Here is a 17,215-nt window from a genome sequence, read left to right on the forward strand (position 1 = left end):
GAGGGGGGGATGACGGTTTTTTTGGAACGTGTGTGACCAGTCGCAAGCAACACGGGCCGAACTCCCGTGAAGGAATCCGGCCCGCAATTGAGTGCTGACAGAAGATCAGATGTAATACGATCGCAACGGGGGGAAGCCGTTGAACTCGATGGCGCTGTAGCTGGTGGTGTAGGCGCCCGTGGTCAGGAAGTAGAGGCGGTCGCCGATGGCCAGGTTGAGGGGCAGCTCGTACATCGAGTTCTCGTACATGATGTCGGCGCTGTCGCAGGTGGGACCGGCCAGCACGACTTCCTCCTCCTCGCCGTGCTTCTCGCACCAGATCGGGTACTTGATGGATTCGTCGAGGGTCTCGATCAGGCCCGAGAACTTGCCCACGTCGGTGTAGACCCAGCGGTTCAGCGCGGTGCGTGACTTGCGCGAGATCAGCACGACCTCGCTGACCAGGATGCCCGCGTTGGAGATCAGCGAGCGACCCGGCTCGAGGATGATGCGCGGGAAGTCGTCGCCGAAGTCTTCCTGGATGAAACGCGTGATTTCCTCGGCGTAGGTCGACAGATCATTGGTCTTGGAGATGTAGTTGGCCGGAAAGCCGCCTCCCAGATTGATCATCTTCAGTTCGATGCCGTCTTCTTCCTGCATGCGCTCGAAGATCACCTTGACCTTGCCGATGGCCGCGTCCCAGGCGCCGATGTCGCGCTGCTGGCTGCCCACGTGGAACGACACACCGTAGGGCACCAGCCCCAGATCACGGGCCAGGATCAGCAGGTCCATCGCCATGTCGCTCTGGCAGCCGAACTTGCGTGAAAGGGGCCAGTCGGCGGTCTGGGTGCCTTCGGTGAGGATGCGCACATAGATCCGTGAGCCGGGTGCCGCGCGCGCGATGTTGCGCAGGTCGGCCTCGGAATCGGTGGCGTACATGCGCACGCCGTGCTCGTAGAAGTAGCGGATGTCGGCGCTCTTCTTGATGGTGTTGCCAAAGCTGATCCGGTCGGGCCCCACGTTCTGGGCCAGCACCTTGTCCAGTTCGTAGCGCGAGGCGATGTCGAAGGAGGAACCCTTGTCGCGCAGCAGGCGGATGATCTCGGGGGCGGGGTTGGCCTTGACGGCGTAGTACACATCCGCGTAGGGGAAGTTCTGCACCAGGTCATCGTAGGCCATGGTCACTCCGTCGAGGGAGATCACGACGAAGGGGGTTTCACGGGTGTCGGCGAAGGATTTCATGCGGGCGAACTGTTCAGAAGCGTAATACTCCTGAATGTCAGTGGGCATCAGCGGGCTCTCCTGTGGTGGGGGCCGGGGACCGGCCATCGAAAGGGACGTTCGCCAGCGGCGCCACCCCCACCGGATCGGGGCCCATGCGCGGTCTGGCGGACCGCGAGGAGCTCTTGACCGACGGCGACGATCCGGAAGCGCGGGGCGAAAATAGAAAAAATTCCAGCCCATCAAAGGCCCGGGCGGAAAAACTGCGACGAAGCGGACTTTTCCGCGTTCCGGGAGGGCAGACTGCGGAGACTGACGGAAAAATCCATCCGTTGGGCAGCCCTCATCCTGTCGGCGTCAGGCTCCGGTTTGATATCCGTCAACCCGCGGCGATCGCAGCTTTCGGAAGTTGATCGCGCAGGTTCCGCGATCCTGCCCGAGACCCGATGCCAAGCTTGCCGGGTCCCCGAATCGCGAAGGTCAGGAGACGCAATGAAAGTCCTCACGAATCCCACCATGGTGGTCAAGCCGGAGCTCTGCAAAGGATGCGGGCTCTGCATCGCGAACTGTCCCGTATCGGTCATCCAGTTCAGCAGCGCCTTCAACAGCAAGGGCTACCATTACGCGGCCTACGCGGGTGAGGGCTGCACCGGCTGCGGGATCTGCTTCTACGCCTGTCCCGAACCCGAGGCGATCATCGTCTGGAAGAAGGCCGCGGAAGTGGTCGATGATTTCCTGGCGGCAAATCACGCCGAACCCGGTGTCAAGGGAGGGTGCTGACATGGCCAAGCAACTGCTCAAGGGCAATGATGCCGTGATCCGCGCCGCAGCCCTGTCTGGCTGTCGGCTGTTCTTCGGCTATCCGATCACGCCCGCCAGCGAAATCACCGAGAGCGCGGCCAAGTTCCTGCCCCGCATCGGTGGCACATTTCTCCAGGCCGAATCGGAAGTGGCCGCGATCAACATGGTCTACGGCGCGGCCGGCAGTGGCATCCGCGTGATGACCGCCAGCAGCAGCCCGGGCATCAGCCTGAAACTGGAAGGCATTTCCTATGCCGCCGGTGCCGAGCTGCCCATGGTGATCGTGGATGTCAACCGCGGGGGCCCCGGCCTGGGCAACATCGCTCCCGAGCAGAGCGACTACAATCAGGTCTGCAAGGGCGGCGGACACGGCAATTACAAGACTCCCGTGCTGGCCCCCGCCAGCGTGCAGGACATGGCCGACCTGGTGGCGCTGGCCTTCGAACTGGCCGACCGCTACCGCACGCCGGTCTTCGTGCTGGCCGATGGCGTGATTGGCCAGATGATGGAACCGGTCGAGTTTCCCAAGGCCCTGCTGGAAAACCCGCGCAAGGACTGGGCCCTCTACGGCGACAAGGAGAGCAAGCACAACCTGATCTCCTCGATCCACCTCAACCCCGAAGACCTGGAAGCACACAACCTGCATCTCCAGGACAAATACGCCGAGATCGAACGCAACGAGACACGCTGGGAAGAGTATCTCTGCGAGGACGCCGAACACGTCTTCGTGGGGTACGGCATCGTCTCGCGCCTGCTGCGCAGTGTGGTGGACGATCTGCGCGCCCAGGGCATCCGGGCCGGCATGTTGCGCCCCATCACTCTGGTGCCCTTCCCCAGTGCGGCCCTCTTCCGCCTGGCAGGCACGGCCGAAGCCTTCACCGTCGTGGAAATGAACAATGGCCAGATGCTGCACGATGTGCGTCTGGCCGTGGAATGCAGCCGCCCCGTGTTGTCCTACACGCGCATGGGGGGCGTGGTGCCCACTCCCAGGGAGATCCTGGAAGACCACCTGCGCCGGATGGCGACCGCAGAAGGAGGGAAGTGAGCATGGCCGTCAAGATCCTTGAGAAGTCCCCGGCCTTCTACGAAGAATACTCGCGCGCCGGCCACGTGGACAAGCGCAGCACCCACTACTGCCCGGGCTGCGGACACGGCGTGGTGCACAAGCTGATCGCCGAGGCCCTGGAAGATGGCGGAATGACCGATCGCGCGGTCTTCATCAGTCCGGTGGGCTGCAGCGTGTTCGCGTACTACTATTTCAACACGGGCAACATCCAGGCCGCCCACGGCCGTGCGCCCGCGGTGGCCACCGGATTCAAGCGCGCCCACCCGCACAGCATCGTGATCTCCTATCAGGGCGACGGCGATCTGGCGGCCATCGGCACCGCCGAGATCATCCATGCCGCCAACCGCGGCGAACACATCACGGTGATCTTCGTCAACAACGCGATCTACGGCATGACCGGTGGTCAGATGGCACCCACCACCCTGATGGGCCAGACCACCACCACCACGCCTTCGGGGCGCAACGCGGCCAACGAAGGCAGCCCGATCCGGGTCAGCGAACTGCTCAACGCGCTGGAAGCACCGGTCTTCATCGAACGGGTCAGCCTGCACAGCCCCAAGCACACCGCCCGGGCGCGCCGCGTGATCCGCCGGGCGCTGAGCGCCCAGGTCGAGGGCAAGGGTTTCTCCTTCGTCGAGGTGCTCTCCGCCTGCCCCAGCGGCTGGAAGATGGACCCGGTGTCCGCGGAGAAATGGATCGAAGAACAGATGCTGCCCGTGTTCCCGCTGGGCAACCTGCGCGACCGCATCGATGAGGTGCCGGCCTGGCATCCCGAGACAATCGAGGTGACCGAAGAGTTGCTGAAGACCCAGCTGGACATCAAAGCCACCGAAGGCCATCGCGCCGAACGCAGCGTGCCGATTCCGGAAGCCCGCAATCCGGAAATCCTGATGGCCGGCTTCGGTGGCCAGGGCATCATGCTGCTGGGGGTCGCGGTGGCCCAGGCGGCCATGATCGAAGGCTATCAGACCTCGTGGATTCCCAGTTATGGCCCCGAGATGCGTGGCGGCACGGCCAACTGCGCGGTGCGCATTTCCGACACGCCCATCGGCAGCCCGATGGTCAGTGAGCCGGGCATCCTGATGGCTTTCAACCGTCCCAGCCTTGAAAAATTCGCTCCCAGGGTCAAAAAAGGTGGGGTGATTTTCTACGACAGTTCGTTGATTGACGTGGAACCCGGGCGCGAGGACTGCCTCTGCATTCCCGTACCCTTCACCCAATTGGGCGATGAGCTGGGCAATACGCGCTTCGCCAACATGGTCGCCCTGGGGGCGCTGTGCGGATACACCAACCTGCTGCCGGAAGAAGCCCTCTACGAAGCGCTTCCGGCGGTCATCAAACGTCGGCAATTTCTGGGCCGGAACCGGGAAGCCATTGCCAAAGGCATTGAAACCGGACGCCAATTGCGCGCCACCAACAACTGATTCCCGCTTCCTCGGACCCATTGAGTCACGGCCTTCGTTCCTGGAACGAAGGCCGTCTTGTTTGCTGCACGATGACTCACAGGAGTCAGCCCGGAAGCGCCCCGGGCTGCAGGCAGGGAATCAGCGCCGGGTCCAGGCCGCCCACCAGACTGGAGAAGCCCTCGGGCATGGACGCGGCAAAGGCAACATGTTCACCCGTGTGCGGATGGGGAAACTCCAGCCGCAGTGCGTGCAGCGCCAGACGCTCGTGGGGCGGGCCACCGTAACGACGATCGCCGCAGACCGGGTGCCCCGTGTCGGCCAGGTGCACGCGGATCTGGTGCTTGCGTCCGGTCAGCAGTTCCAGCTCCAGCAGGCTGTGGCCCGCGTGCTCGCGCAGCAGGCGCCAGCGTGTGCGACTGGGCTTGCCCACCGCCGGGTTGCCCGTGCTGTAGACGTGATGGGCGGCGTTTTCGGCCAGCAGGGAATCGAACTCGCCCTCGCGGCCGCCCAGACTGCCCTGGATCACGGCCAGATAGTGCTTGCGCGCGCTGTCCCAGTGGGTCTGAAGCTGGTGCTTGGCGTCTTCGTTGCGGGCGAAGACCAGCAGACCGGATGTCTCGCGGTCGAGCCGGTGCACGATGAAGATCCGCTCGCGCGACTTGGGATTTCCCTTGCGCACCCAGTCGGAGAGCGCCCAGTAGAGCGTGCGCTGTTTTTCCTGCTCGGTGCCCATGGTCAGCAGGCCCGGGGGCTTCTCCACCACCAGCAGCGAGCGGTCCTGAAACAGCACACGCACTCCCCTGGGCAGAAAGCGCTGGCCCGCGATGCGCGAGTGTGTCACGGATTGCCACCGAAGTAGAGGGTGGCTTTCAGGTAGGGCACGAAGAGCAGGTCGCCGGTATCGGCCAGCGGACGGATGCCGCCGAAGTCCACCGAAACCGTCTGCAAGCGGAAGCGGTAACCCAGATTGACCATGCCGTTGAAGCCGTCGTCCAGCATCGAGCTGCTGTTGTAATACTCAAAAAGCAAACTGCCCTTCTCGCTCAGATCACCCCGGTAGCCCACCATGCCCACCCATTCGGTGTGGTTGTTGGAGTCGTTCAACCCCATCACGGCACAGGCCCCCACATGCAGGCTTTTCGAGGGCTCGCCAATACTGAAGACGTTGCCCAGAGTGAACATGCCGCCATCGGGTGTGTACGTGCCCCAGAGCGCACCGTCCACCTTCTCGCCGTCCAGCCAGTTCTGCTTGACCCCCAGCGAGACCGTGTTGATGAATTCGCTCACGATGGGAAACATCGTGAACACCCCCACATGGGTCCGTGGCGTCACGCCATAACTGTAATTGAGAAAGAACAGCTCGTAGTCGGTGAAGTAGGAACTGCCCTGGTCCATGGTCCAGGCGGTGGGCATGGTCAGCAGCTCATGGTCCCCCGGTTGCCAGGCCCTTGCGGGGGCCGCCAGGGTCAGGACGAGGAACAGCAGCGGAAGGGCTTTCACGATGTCTCCTTTCGTGGGAGATCAAGGATGGAGGGCCGCGCGGCCCTGATTGAGTGGCAGAAGATAATTAGCACGATCGTTCGATCAAATGCCGATCTCAACCCGCGCGCCTTTCGCGCCACTGAGACAAATCGGCGTGGCCCGTCAGGACCACGCCGATGGATCCAGGCTGAGGTCGAACTTACTTGAGCAGGACCAGCTTGACCGTGCCCGAGCCACCATTCCAGTCCAGACGGCAGAGGTAGACTCCGCTGGCCAGGCCGCTGGCGGCGAAGCGCACGCTGTGGCTGCCCGCTTCACGCTGGCCCTGCTCGATCAGGGCGACACGCTGACCGGCCATGTTGTATACGGCCAGCTCAACCTCGGAGGCCCGCTTGAGGGTGTAGCGGATCAGGGTTTCCGGGTTGAAGGGATTGGGGGCCGCGCTCAGCTCGATGCTGGCGGGAAGTCCCCGGGGACTCACGCTGGTGCCACCTTCGCCCAGGGCGCCGATCAGTTCGTTGCAGGAATTGTTTTCCGGCTGGCAGGGGGAATTGTCGGCCAGCGACCAATCGCCGTTGGCGGGATCATTGAAGCCCGGATCCTGGCTGAAGTTGCCACTGGCACCCTCGAACTCGGCCAGGCAACCGGTCCAGGCCGGGCCCGTGCTGTTGAAGATGTCGCTGCATTCCACCGTGTTGTCGGTGAGGCCGTTGCAGTCGTAGACCATCTGGGCCGTGTTCTCGGCGATGATGCAGTTGGCCACCAGCAGGGCGTCGCCCGCGATCAGCTCACCCTCGTAGTGCAGGATCGAGTTGGTGGTGTCGGGCATCTCGGTGGTGGCGTTGTTGACGATGGTGCAGTTGTGCAGTTCCATGCGTCCCGAGTAGAAACCGATGATCGCGTTGTGCCCGCCCGTGTCCTCGCCCGTGGACTGATTGCCCGCGATCACGCAGTTGTGGAAGCGGGTCTCGAAGCCCACGTCGATGGCGCTCCAGTCGTATCCCACATTGCCCACGAAGTAGCTGTCATACACATGCAGACTGTCGGCGTTGCCGGCCAGGCCCGCGCCGTAGATCGCGCCGTTCTCCTCGAACGTGCAGTCGCGGATCACGGTCGGGGGTGCCGTGTTCAGAAACACGCCGCCGCCCCGGCCCGCGCTGTTGCCCGTGAAGGTGCAGCCTTCCAGGCTCATTTCGGCTTCAAAGCTGAAGATGCCGCCACCCAGCAGGCCGGTGATGTTGTTCTCGAACACACAATCCACCACGGTGATCGTGCTGGAGCTGTTGTTGGAAATGGCACCGCCGTAGCCGTCGTCGCCTTCTGGCAGGGTGAACAGGGCGCTGTTGTCCACGAAGGTGCAGCCCTGGATCAGCACCGTGCTGGTGCTGCTGGTGCGCAAGGCCCCGCCACTGGCCGCCGTGCCTTCGGTGGTGTAGGCGTGATTGTCTTCGAAGTGGCACTCGGTGTAGACGGCGTCGGTGAAGTTGAAATTGTTGGACGCGCCCCCGCTGCGGTTGGCCGTATTGCGCAGAAAGCGGCACTGCTCGAAGACGGGCGAGGCGCCGTTGTGCCCCACTCCACCACCGAAATCCCCGTGGTTGTCGCGGAAATCACAACGCCGGAAGACCGGGGCACTGGCGGATTCGCAGCGCACGGCTCCACCCGTGTCCGAGCACTCATTGAAACTGAAGGCGCAGTCTTCGAACAGCGGCGAGGAACCGGACTGGATCAGCAGTCCACCGCCATTGACCACTCCTCCGCCGTGGGTGATCTGGAACCCGCGCACGATGGTGGTGGTGTCCACGTCCGTGGCGCCCAGCCCTTCGAAGAGCAGCGGACGGAAGGTGTCCAGCCCATCGATGAATGTGTCGGAGGTATCACTCTGGGCAAAGAGCTTGATCGACTGGGTATCGGGCCAGGACAGCGGCTCGAAATAGGTTCCGGGTGCCACACTGACCGTGTCCCCGTCCGCGCAGGCCCAGAGGGCCGACTGGATGGTGCTGAAACTGCCCGGCACCGTATGGGTGGTGGCATGAAGCGAACCGACCAGCAGCAGCGCGGCCAGCAGCTGGAATGAAATGCGTCGCAGGTTCATGAACTCTCCGTTTGCTGTTGGGAAGGATCGGGGACCGCGGTTTCCTGTCGGCCCCGGGCGCTCCAGTTCGGGTTGGTCGCTCAAAGTGGCGAACGCGCACGGGATATCCCCGCAGGAAAATGCCGGCTGGTGCCAGACCGTCACCAGCGGGAGCCTGCAGGGATCAATGGTGGTCCGAGGCAGCAACCAGGGGGGTGCGGTACATGACTACAGGAAAAGAATGTGCACGTTCTTCAGAAACACCCGCTGCTCAAGTGTCTCAGGACAGTCGGCCGTCAGACCTGCTTCCCTGCGCCGCTGATCCAGCAGACTCTGGATCTCCTTTCCGGGGCAGGCCTTGAGGGCCACAAGGATCGAACCCGCCACGTATCCGCTGCGTCCGCAGCCTCCCATGCAATGCACGAACACTCTGGCGCTCTTGTTGGACAAGATGAACTGCACTCGGCGCACGGCAGGTATCAGATCCATGTTGTCGGGGATGTCATAGTCTTCGATCGGCAGCCGCCAGCGTTCCATCCCGGCCGGGAGTTCAGGAAAGGGCCAGGACAGCTCCTCCTTCTCACTGTTTAGGCTGAGGATGTGAGTGAATCCATGCTCGGCCAGACGCAGCAACCAGTGCGCCCCTCCTTCCGCTTCCCGGCAGGGGTGACTTCCTACCAGCAAGCGGCCGGGTTCGGCCCACCACCAGCCAAGAGGCGGAAATGAGGCTGGAGTGGCTTCGGGACTGGGCGACGAATTGCCGTTCATGTTCTGAGCGCTCCCGGGATGAGAAAATGGCGTGCGGAGCCGAAAATGTCATGGAAAGGTTATTTGATTGATTTGATCTTGGTCAAACAATAGGTTGACCCATGTCGATAACGACAGCTCAACCGCACCAATTACAAAGCCAGAAAACAAAAAGCCGCTTCCGCTGCGCAGCGGATTCGTGCCGTCTTGCAACCCTGAAGGAGATCCGAATGTCGCTTTCCAAGAACTTGCTCTCCACCCTCCTTCTGGGCTCCGCCCTGGCGAGTGCCGCCAGTGCCGCGGAGCTCTGGAGCAGCGGCGAGGGCAACTCGAGCCTGCGCCTTGACACGGCGGCCCTGCAGGCCTACGGCCTGCGTGTCCTGGTGGGTGCAGAACGCTCCGAGCGTGGCACCCTCAGTTCGGCCATCGACCCCAGTTCCAATCTGACCTTCCGGGTCTCGGAACACATCGTGCTGCCCGACTTCCGGGGTCGCCTCCGCCAGCTCAGCCCTCTGGCCCTCAGTGGCCCATCGGGCAGTCTGGCCGCCACCCATCTGGAATTGGCCGACACCGACATGCAGGGGCATCAGGCCTGGCAGCTGCTGAGTCCCGAAGGCGCGGTGATCTTCGAGCTTGGGAACGTCAAACTGGGGTTCATCCCCAATGAAAACAGTCTGGCGCTGCATGCCGACCAGGTGCACATCAGCCCCAAGGTTGCCCGCAGCCTGGGACTGTCCATGACCGGCAAGGAAGATCTGGGATCACTCGATCTGGAGCTGGAAGCCTTCTGGGTGGGGGGCGACCTGCCCGACAGCCGTCCGGTCAACGCTCCCGGCACGGGTCCCGAACTGGACCCTGACCGTGTGACCGCGGGCCCCGACATGGCGTTCTGCCAGCTTTACGGCCTGTATCAGGCCAGTCGTACCGGCAGCGACGTGGAATTCTCGCTGGGCACCACGTCCTGGAACATCGGCGATACCGACCTGCAGTGGTTCAGCGGTCTGGGCAACTACCACCCCTACATCGAGCAGAACCTGTTCCGCGTGAATGCCAATGACCGCTTCGAGCAGATTTCGGCCTCATGGGTCAAGCACGGATTCTATGCCCTGAGCAGTTTCCAGTGCGACCTGCCCGACCTGCCCAATTGCATCTTCGAAGCCGGCCACGGTGCGGGAAACTGGCTGGGCCAGGGCTGCACCGATACCTACAGCCCCGGATTGAATGCCAGCGGGCTGCGTCCGCGCACCGAGATCAATCCCTGGACGGGCCAGTGGAGCGGTGTGACCTTCACGGGCGACTATGCCCTGTACACGGCCGACAGCGACCTCGATCCAGCCCAGAACTCGGGCGCCACCTATTTCTCCGAAGGCCTCTACATCATCGCGGATGACGTGGACCCCACCAACAGCGTGGCCTGGAAGCCCGTCAGCTTCAGCGGCTCGCCGGGCGGCACCTGGGGCGTGAGCATGAGCGGCAGTGGCACGCTGCCCAACTACGGTCCCGCCCTGGATGCCTGGGGCGGCCAGACCACTCTGGTGGCCCAGCAGATTCCCGTGATCCACGAGAACATGGGCGGTGCCGGCGATTCGCCCGACGGTCGCGCGTACCTGTCCACCAAGAACTGGGACAACGGCAACGGTACCTGGCACTACGAATACGTGATCTACAACCTGGACATGCAGCGCAAGATCGACGAGTTCAGCATTCCGGTGAGCGCGGGCACGACGATCGGCAACATCGACTTTCACGCCCCGCTGCAGTTTGACGCCCAGCCTTACCAGAGCGCGGCCAACAGCCCCTATACCAACGATGCCTGGAGCAGCAGCCAGAGTGGTGGTTTCCTGACCTTTGCCACCACCAGCAATCCCATCCGCTGGGGCGTGGCCTACAGCTTCGGTTTCGACTGCAACCAGCCGCCCGCGGCCACCAGTGTGCTGGTGGGTCTGTACGAGGCAGGTTCGCCCTCTTCGATCGACGCCAGCACCACGGGCCCCGCTCAGGGTCCGGCGGACTGCAACAACAACAGCGTGCCCGACGACGTGGACATCGACAATGGCACCAGCCTGGACTGCAACTCCAACGGCGTGCCCGATGAGTGCGAACCCGACTGCAACAACAACGGCATCCCCGACGGCTGCGACATCAGTGGCGGCTTCAGCCAGGACTGCAACGGCAATTCCATTCCCGACGAATGCGAAGTCGATTGCAACAACAACGGCATTCCCGATGACTGCGACATCGCCAATGGTGCCAGTGACTGCAACAACAACGGCGTGCCCGACGAGTGCGAAACCTGGGCCGACTGCAACAACAACGGCATCTCCGACGCCTGCGACATCGCCAGTGGCTTCAGCCAGGACTGCAACGAGAACGGCACTCCAGACGAGTGCGACATCGCCGAGGGCACCAGCCTGGACGAGGACCTGAACGGCATTCCCGACGAGTGCGAGACGGTCTGCGGCCCCGTGATCTGCCCCGATGGCCAGGTGGTCTTCGGCAACACCAGCGGCAAGCTGCCCGGTGAGAACCACGGCAGCTCCAGTTGTGGTACCAGCGCGACCAGCCCCGATGTGTTCTTCCGGTACACGCCCGGTTCATCGGGCACGGCCACGGTGGAAACCTGCGGCTATGGCGACTACGACACGGTGCTGTCGGTGCACACCGACTGCCCGGGCACCACGGCCAACCAGATCGCCTGCAACGACGACAACTGCACCAATTACAAGTCCTCGATCACCTGGGCGGTCACCGGGGGTACCACCTACACGATTCGCGTGAGCGGTTACAACAACGCCAGCGGTGACTTCGGTCTGACGCTGACCGGCCCCGCCTGCAGCCTGAACTTCCCCGACTGCAACGGCAACCTGGTCGACGACGCCCAGGACATCGCCGGCGGATTCAGCCAGGACTGCAACACCAACGGCATTCCCGATGAGTGTGACATCGCCAGCGGTTTCAGCCTGGACTGCAACGCCAATGGCGTGCCCGACGAGTGCGACATCTCCGGCGGCTTCTCGGCGGACTGCAACGCGAACGGGTATCCCGACGAGTGCGAGTTCGTGGGGGGTGGGTTCATCCAGCACGACTTCGAGCGCACCGGCCTGAGCCTGGCGATTCCCGACAACGACCCCATCGGTGTCACGGACGAACTGGTGATCGGCGAGAACATCGCCATCGCCGACCTCTCGGTGACCCTGGACATCGCCCACACCTACAACGGTGACCTGATCGCCACGCTGGAACATGTGGAGAGTGGCACCCTGATCACTCTGCTCGATCGCCCGGGTGTCCCCGGATCGACCTACGGTTCGAACAGCAACGGCTTCCAGGTGACCCTGGCCGATGCCTTCGCCAACGACATCGAGACGGCGCACAACGGCAACACCGGTCTGGTCACGGGCGACTGGCATCCCAGCCCCGGAGCCTTGGCCGACTTCGACGGCGAGATGACCCTGGGCACCTGGCGTCTGAACGTGAGCGATGCGGTGGGCAGCGACATCGGCCAGATCCAGGCCTGGGGCCTGCATCTGGTGACCAGCGGCGTGGCCAGCAACGACTGCAACGAGAATGGCATTCTGGACGAGTGCGACATCGCCAGCGGCAACGAGACCGACATCAATGACAACGGTGTACCCGACTCCTGCGAAGGTCTGGATCCTTACAACTGGGAGAGCACCTACTTCAGTGGTGCCAACAACTGCCGCACCTGCCACAATGCCTCGCCCGGCGAAGGGATCTATTTCGTCAATGGCGAAGACACCAGCCCCTATTCCCTGTGGGAAGCCTCGATGATGGCCAACGCGGCCCGGGATCCCTACTGGAAGGCCAAGGTCGGTTTCGAGGTGAGCCAGATGCCGCCGGCCTTCGCCGACGCCATCGAGAACACCTGCACCACCTGCCACGCCCCCATGGGTCACACCGAGAACATGCTGCTGGGTGATGGCGTGTACACCATGGCCGACCTCAGTCTGGACGTCAAGGGCCAGGAAGGCGTGAGCTGCACCCTCTGCCACCAGCAGACCCAGGGCAGCGATCCCGGCACCTGGAGCGGCAACTTCAACATCAATACCAACCGCGAGATCTATGGCCCCTACAACAACCAGAGCCCGGTGCTGATGCAGAACACGGTGAACTACACGCCCATGCAGTCGCCCGGATTCGAAGGCTCGCAGACCTGCGTGAGCTGCCATACCCTGTTCACCGACGGGTTTGATGGGCAGGGCAATGTGGTGGCCAGTTTCCCCGAGCAGGTGCCGTTCCTGGAAAACCAGAACAGCGATCATGCCGGCACCAGCTGCGTCGAGTGTCACATGCTGCAGAGCACCCAGGCCCAGCAGATTTCCACTCTGCCCGGCGGACTGCCCAACCGCAGTTTCGTGGGTCGCCACGATGTGGTGGGTGGCAACACGATGATGCTTGAGCTGATGGCCGCCAACGCCGCCAGCCTGGGCGCTTTCGCCGAACCCGCCGCATTCCAGACCCTGGCTGACCGCAGCCTGCAGTTCGTGGCCCAGGGCACCGGACTCAGTGGCTTCATGGAAGAAGTCAACGGTCAGCCGATGCTGAATCTGGACGTGGACAACTTCACCGGACACAAGTTCCCCACGGGCATTCCCGTGCGCCGTGCCTGGCTGGAAGTGATCGCCTATGACGGTCTCAACCAGGAAGTCTTCCACAGTGGTGCGGTGAACGCTGCCGGCATCATCGCGGGCACCGACGGATCCGTCGAGCCTCACCATCAGCTGATCAGCGACGAAATGGACGTGCAGATCTACGAAGGCCGCATGCAGAACAGCGACGGTCAGCCGACCTTCACCCTGCTGCGCGCCGTGGGCTTTGCCAAGGACAACCGTCTGCTGCCCAGTGGCTACAGCATGGTCGGTCCTCACGCGGCCACGACCCTGCCCGCCGGCAACGCGCTGACCGATCCCGATTTCATGGATGGCACCGGCGGTGACCGGGTGCAGTACCTGCTGCCCGCCACCACCACCAACGTGGTCGCCCGCCTGCACTTCCAGAGCGTGAACCCGGAATCCATTGACCCGATGCGTGCGGTGGGCGGAGTGCCCGACATCACCGAGTTCCTTGGCATGTGGGACGCTCTCGATCGCAGCGGCGAGATCGTGCACGAAACCAGCCTGGTCTTCTTCCCCATGCCCGCACTGACCATCAGCACCTCCGGTGATGATGCGGTGCTCAGCTGGAACGGTGGCCAGTCCTGGATCGTCGAGCGCAAGGTCAACGATGCCGCCTGGACGTCGATGGGTCTCCAGGCCAGCGGCTGGATCGATGCGGGCATGGCCGGCACCGAGCAGGTCGTGCAGTACCGTCTGAAGCGCAACTAAGCGTCAGCAAGCCTCAAGTTTGTCCTGCGGGGCGACCGGATCCGGTCGCCCCGCTTTCTTTTGCCCGGTCGCCGCGTTGTGCGCGACGGACACTCAATGCGTCAAAGATGACCTTTCGCGGGCCGATATCTTCATGGTCCACGAAGGAGGTGAATGATGTCTTGTCGAGAAATCCTCATGGCACGCGCGGCCTGGTTGAGCATGCCTGTTATCGCCTGCATGGCCCTGCCCGCGGCCGGTGCGGGTGAGGCGGCAGCCAGCTTCGAACCTGCCTGGTCCATGGGTGGATTCATCGCGCTGGAGAGCACCGGATCGACGGCTCTTGACCGCCCCTGGCCCCTGGTGGCCGGGGAGTTCGGACTGGGTTGGCAACTGGCACCCGCCCTGAGCATTGAGAGCAATCTGGCCCTGGAAGACGGCGAGCCCGTCCCGGCCACCCTGCGCGCCAGCTGGCAGGCCAGCTCCTGGTTGCGCCTGGATGGCGGCCTGCAGGATCTGCCCTTCGCGCGTGACCGAGACTGGTTCGCCGCGCCGGACCGGCCGTGCATTCACGCTCCTCTGACCACGGACGAAGGTCTCGAAGGCGGTCTGGGCGAACACTCCCTGGTCGTGGAGTTCAGCCTGCCTGCCACCGTGCACCTGGAAAGCTGGCTCTCGCACCCCCTGTTCGCCGAGGACGGCCTGGGCGTGGGAAGTCGGTTGTCCCTGCAGCAGGAGAACCGGGAACTGGGCCTCAGCCTCCACCGGGAAGCCCACGTCAAGCTGGATCTGCTGGCGCTGGACTTCCGGCTGGGCAGCTTCAATGCCGAAGGCCTGCTGCGGCAGCACACCGGTCGCACGGACGCCTGGGGCTGGCATCTGGAACAGCCCTGGACACTTCAGGAACGCCGCGTGGGCCAGACTCTGCTGCACACGGGCGTTGAACAGTGGCTCCCGGCGGACGCCCCCGGTGTGCGCGCCTTCCGCCTGGCTCTCAGCCAGGAACTGGGAGCCGGCTTCATGCTGCGTCTGGAAGAACGGCGGCAATGGAGCGCGGGCGAGCAAGGCCTGGAGCACGGTCTGCAGCTGATCGTGATTCTGTGATTCTGCGTTGATGGTGAGAACGGGAGGAGTCGTGACTCAAAAGGGAATCGTGCGCAAGGTCAGCCAGTTCGTCTGGCTGGTGACCGCGCTGATCGTGGCCGCAACCCTGGGCGGAGCCTACGCCTGGACCAACAACAGCGCTTCCATGGCCCATCTCCAGGCCCTGCTGAAACGATCCGCCGAGCAGGACATGCCCTTGCTGGCGGCGGTCCAGGAGATGCGACTGAGCGTCCTGGAAATCCAGCAGGCCATCACGGATTTCTGTGCCACACGCGGGGAAGATGGCATGGACGAGGGCCTCGGTCTGGCCGAAGAGAGTTCTCGGGTATTCCGCGAGCATCTGCAGGAAGCACGCACGCTGGCCGAGGCCTCGCGCCAGGATAGCGTGCTGATGCGCCTGGAGCGCATCGAGACGGCATTCGGGCCTTACCTTGAGACGGGTGTGCGACTGGCCCACGTGTATGCCGACGAAGGGACTTCGGCAGGGAACCAGATCATGACCGGGTTTGATCTGTATGCCCGCATTCTGGCGGAACAACTCACTCTGCTGCGCGAAGATGTTCTGGGCATGCTGGCCGAGGGCAACCGGGATGTGTCCGCGGGCGTGATCACGCAACAGCGTGCGGGAAGCCTGCTGGTCAGTGTGATCATGCTCAGCGCACTGGGTGCGCTGGCGGGGGTCTGGATCAGCCGGATGCTGCTCGCCGGTTTCCTGATCGGACCGCTGCAGAGCCTGACCAACGCGGTGGTCAGTTACAGCCAGGAAGACTACGCACAGGAAGTCCCACATGCCGCTCGCCGGGATGAGATCGGCGATCTGGCCCAGGCGGTGGCCGTGTTGCGCCAGAGCTCGATGCAGCGCAAGGAACTGGAACAGCAGCAACGGGCCCAGCGGGAAGAGACCGAACGGCTGAAGGTCCAGCAACGTGAGCTGGAGGACCAGCGCCGTCTGGAGAATGAGCAGCTGCTCAAGCAGGAGCTTCTGGAGCGCGAACAGGAACAGCAACACGCCATGGACCTGCAGAAGCGCGTGGAAGAATTGCTGGAAATCGTGGGACGCATCGCCTCGGGCGAACTGGGCATCGAGATCCGGGAGAACAATGCGGACACGGTAGGTCAGATCGCCCGCAGCATCGAAACCCTGCGGCAGGCTTTCGCCGGCAGCGTGCGCAAGATTTCCGACAGCTCCATGGCACTCAGCGAAGCCACCAGCACCATGCTGCGCACGGGTCAGGAAATCGACGGACGCTCGGTGAGCAATGCGGACCGGGCCAGTCATGTGAGCCAGACCACCTCGGAAGTGACACAGCGCATTTCAAGCGTCTCGGTCTCGGCCCAGGAGCTGGCCAGCAGCATCGAGGAGATCGCCCGCAACGCCGCCAGCAGCCAGCAGGTGGCCAACGAGGCCGTGCAATCCGCCGGAGCCGCCAACGAGACGATTCAACGCCTGAACGTGTCCTCCAACGAGATCAATGGCATCATCAAGACCATCACGGCGATTGCCGAACAGACCAATCTGCTGGCCCTGAATGCCACCATCGAGGCCGCGCGGGCCGGCGAGGCGGGCAAGGGATTCGCGGTGGTGGCCAACGAGGTCAAGGAACTGGCCAAGGAAACCGCGCGCGCCACCGAGGACATCGGCCAGAAGATCGTCGGCCTGCAGCAGGACACGGGCCAGGCCGTGGAAGCGATCACGCGCACGGGCGCCATCATCGCCCGCATCAGCGAACTGCAGACCACCATCGCCGCGGCTGTTGAAGAACAGAATGTGACCACCTCCCAGATCAGCCAGCAGATCCGCGAAGCCAGTCAACTGAGCGAAGAAATTCTGGGGGGAATCACCGAAGTGGCCCAGGGCGCCCTCAGCAACCGGGATGGCATTCAGGAAGTGAATCGGACGGGGGCCGTGCTGGACACGCTGAGCAGCGAGTTCAAGGACCTGGTCTCCCGTTTTCGCGTGTGACACGCTGTCGGTCAAAGCGGAACGCCGCCCCTCCTCCAGAATGGGCGG

At 63.5% G+C, this 17,215-nt stretch carries 11 protein-coding genes; 6 read left to right on the forward strand and 5 right to left on the reverse strand.

The genetic code is table 11. From position 1 onward, the window contains the following. Nucleotides 1-105: 105 nt before the first annotated feature. Complete coding sequence (locus tag H6678_09160) at nt 106-1,269, reverse strand: type III PLP-dependent enzyme (GenBank protein ID MCB9473966.1); 1,164 nt, start codon at nt 1,267-1,269, stop codon at nt 106-108. A gap of 423 nt (nt 1,270-1,692) precedes the next feature. Between H6678_09160 and H6678_09165 the strand changes: the two genes are divergently transcribed. The 3 genes from H6678_09165 to H6678_09175 are packed head-to-tail and all read left to right on the forward strand — an operon-like array spanning nt 1,693 to nt 4,491. Beyond that, complete coding sequence (locus tag H6678_09165; protein ID MCB9473967.1) at nt 1,693-1,980, forward strand: ferredoxin family protein; 288 nt, start codon at nt 1,693-1,695, stop codon at nt 1,978-1,980. A 1-nt stretch (nt 1,981) separates the two neighbouring features. Further along, on the forward strand, nt 1,982-3,046 hold the full coding sequence (locus H6678_09170; GenBank protein MCB9473968.1) for a 3-methyl-2-oxobutanoate dehydrogenase subunit VorB: 1,065 nt from the start codon (nt 1,982-1,984) through the stop codon (nt 3,044-3,046). Between the two features lie 2 nt (nt 3,047-3,048). After that, complete coding sequence (locus H6678_09175; protein MCB9473969.1) at nt 3,049-4,491, forward strand: 2-oxoacid:acceptor oxidoreductase family protein; 1,443 nt, start codon at nt 3,049-3,051, stop codon at nt 4,489-4,491. 85 nt (nt 4,492-4,576) lie between these two features. On the opposite strand, the gene H6678_09180 is transcribed toward H6678_09175, so the two are convergent. The 4 genes from H6678_09180 to H6678_09195 form a co-directional block, all read right to left on the reverse strand. Then, nucleotides 4,577-5,314, reverse strand: a complete 738-nt coding sequence (locus tag H6678_09180) for an RluA family pseudouridine synthase (GenBank protein MCB9473970.1) — start codon at nt 5,312-5,314, stop codon at nt 4,577-4,579. Beyond that, nucleotides 5,311-5,973, reverse strand: a complete 663-nt coding sequence (locus tag H6678_09185) for a hypothetical protein (protein ID MCB9473971.1) — start codon at nt 5,971-5,973, stop codon at nt 5,311-5,313. The genes H6678_09180 and H6678_09185 overlap by 4 nt, the downstream gene beginning before the upstream one ends. Nucleotides 5,974-6,154: 181 nt before the next feature. Beyond that, nucleotides 6,155-8,050 (reverse strand): T9SS type A sorting domain-containing protein, encoded by a 1,896-nt coding sequence (locus H6678_09190; GenBank protein MCB9473972.1) that lies wholly within the window; start codon nt 8,048-8,050, stop codon nt 6,155-6,157. A gap of 207 nt (nt 8,051-8,257) precedes the next feature. Further along, nucleotides 8,258-8,797, reverse strand: a complete 540-nt coding sequence (locus tag H6678_09195) for a dual specificity protein phosphatase family protein (protein ID MCB9473973.1) — start codon at nt 8,795-8,797, stop codon at nt 8,258-8,260. Between the two features lie 209 nt (nt 8,798-9,006). Between H6678_09195 and H6678_09200 the strand changes: the two genes are divergently transcribed. The 3 genes from H6678_09200 to H6678_09210 all read left to right on the forward strand — a co-directional run bounded on the left by H6678_09200 (nt 9,007) and on the right by H6678_09210 (nt 17,167). Next, nucleotides 9,007-14,121, forward strand: a complete 5,115-nt coding sequence (locus H6678_09200; protein ID MCB9473974.1) for a proprotein convertase P-domain-containing protein — start codon at nt 9,007-9,009, stop codon at nt 14,119-14,121. 153 nt (nt 14,122-14,274) lie between these two features. Further along, nucleotides 14,275-15,204, forward strand: coding sequence for a hypothetical protein (locus H6678_09205; protein ID MCB9473975.1), 930 nt, complete (start codon nt 14,275-14,277; stop codon nt 15,202-15,204). Between the two features lie 31 nt (nt 15,205-15,235). Next, complete coding sequence (locus H6678_09210; GenBank protein MCB9473976.1) at nt 15,236-17,167, forward strand: methyl-accepting chemotaxis protein; 1,932 nt, start codon at nt 15,236-15,238, stop codon at nt 17,165-17,167. Nucleotides 17,168-17,215 lie beyond the last annotated feature (48 nt).

Source organism: Candidatus Delongbacteria bacterium (assembly GCA_020634015.1).
GTDB lineage: Bacteria > CAIWAD01 > CAIWAD01 > CAIWAD01 > CAIWAD01 > JACKCN01.